Source organism: Ethanoligenens sp. (assembly GCF_047718355.1).
Classification (GTDB): domain Bacteria; phylum Bacillota; class Clostridia; order Oscillospirales; family Ethanoligenentaceae; genus Ethanoligenens.
Window position 1 is genome coordinate 1 of record NZ_JBDNLG010000164.1, and the last position, 1,818, is coordinate 1,818.

Below are 1,818 nucleotides of genomic sequence, written 5' to 3' on the forward strand. Positions count from 1 at the left end.
CTTTTAGATCCCGGGATGCACAGGTTTTACCGTTCAGATGGTTTCCCACGGCATTTGAACCGTAGATTTATTTTGAAACTTGCCGTTCCGCTATTTCAATGGCTTTTCGTACCATGTTGCCGCAGTCACGGCTGGAAACCGAACCCCAGCCGCCCTCTTGCCGGACAACCTGATCGACGCCAAGCTCGCGGGCAATTTCATATTTGAGTTTTTCACTCATCATCGGGTGCCTGCTCATATCCAAGACCCCCTGTTCACATTTTCAGTGATTTGCACCATTTTCAGGTGCAGTTCTATTTTGCGCCGTGGCAGATAAAATACACAAGGCAATTTTTTGCGATTTTTCCGAAAAATTAAAATTATTTGTTACTTTCGACCTGCCCGAGTGAAACAGCTTTGAGGTAGGCATTGATAAAACCATCCAAATCGCCGTCCATCACCGCGTTGATGTTGCCACTCTCGAAGTTGGTGCGGTGGTCTTTGACCAGGGTGTAAGGCATGAACACATAAGAGCGAATCTGCGAACCCCATGCGATCTCTTTTTGCACGCCTTTGATGTCCTCAATCTTGTCATAGTGCTCCCGCTCTTTGATTTCGATGAGTTTAGATTTGAGCATCCGCATGGCCATCTCACGGTTCTGATGCTGGCTGCGCTCATTTTGGCAAGATACCACAATGCCGGTGGGCAGATGGGTCAAGCGCACGGCGGAAGATGTTTTGTTAATATGCTGACCGCCGGCGCCGCTGCTGCGGAACACGTCCATTTTGAGGTCTTCCGGGCGGATGTCGATTTCGATGGTATCGTCAATTTCGGGCATGACTTCCACCGAGGCGAATGATGTGTGCCGCCGCCCCGATGCGTCAAACGGCGACACACGCACCAGACGGTGTACGCCGATCTCCGATTTCAAATAGCCGTAGGCGTTGAGGCCCTCCAGGAGGATGGAGGCGCTTTTCAAGCCCGCTTCCTCGCCGTCCAGATAATCGAGCACTTTGACAGTAAAGCCATGCCGCTCTGCCCAACGGGTATACATGCGATAGAGCATTTCCGCCCAGTCCTGCGCCTCGGTGCCGCCTGCGCCCGCGTGGAACGTGAGAATGGCGTTTTTGGCATCATATTCACCGGTGAGCAGCGTAGCCAGCCGCATGGTGTCAATCTGCGCACGCACACTGTCCACGGCGTCGGTTGCTTCTTCCAGCACCGATTCATCCGCTTCCTCGTCTGCCAGTTCAATCAGGGCAAGGGTATCCTCTGTTTTTTGACAAAGCGATTCATACGAGGCGATCTTGTCCTTTAATTGGCGTGTTTTTTGCAGGACACTTTGCGAATTTTCAATATCGTTCCAAAATTCTTGCTGCGCCGCTTTTTCTTCCAGTTCCCGTACTTCGGCGCGCGCGGTATCCAGACCCAGTGCGCGGCCCAAATCTTCGATATCGGGGCGCATGTTCTCCAGCCGTAAACGCAATTCTTCAAATTGAAGCAAACCAACCATCCTCTATATCAATATCCATTGTATTTGTGGAAAAGTAAAATATTTCCGCAGTCCCGCGATAAAAGCGAGATGCAGAGACAACAGGCTATCTGCGTTATTATATCGTTTTTCACCAACCTTGTAAAGCGTTTTACCGCGCGCACCAAAAACACAAATGGTCAAAGAACCGTATGAGAATATGAAAAGGACGGAGAACCGACAAAGGTGGAAGAAAGTTCCACATCATTAAAAACAAATTGTGAAGGCAATGTGAAATTACTTTGAGATATTTTTTAGAAACTATACATTCATAAAACCATATGTTATAATTTGACTTGTACAATAT

At 48.8% G+C, this 1,818-nt stretch carries 2 protein-coding genes; both read right to left on the bottom strand.

What is annotated here, in order from left to right; genetic code table 11:
- Positions 1–67: 67 nt before the first annotated feature.
- The gene (locus tag ABF463_RS14495; protein ID WP_415534747.1) at positions 68–238 is read right to left on the bottom strand and encodes a small, acid-soluble spore protein, alpha/beta type; all 171 of its coding nucleotides are present in this window, start codon (positions 236–238) and stop codon (positions 68–70) included.
- A 121-nt stretch (positions 239–359) separates the two neighbouring features.
- A complete protein-coding gene (gene prfB / locus ABF463_RS14500) occupies positions 360–1,484 on the bottom strand; it encodes a peptide chain release factor 2 (protein WP_415534749.1) in 1,125 nt (374 codons plus the stop codon).
- Between the last annotated feature and the right edge of the window lie 334 nt (positions 1,485–1,818).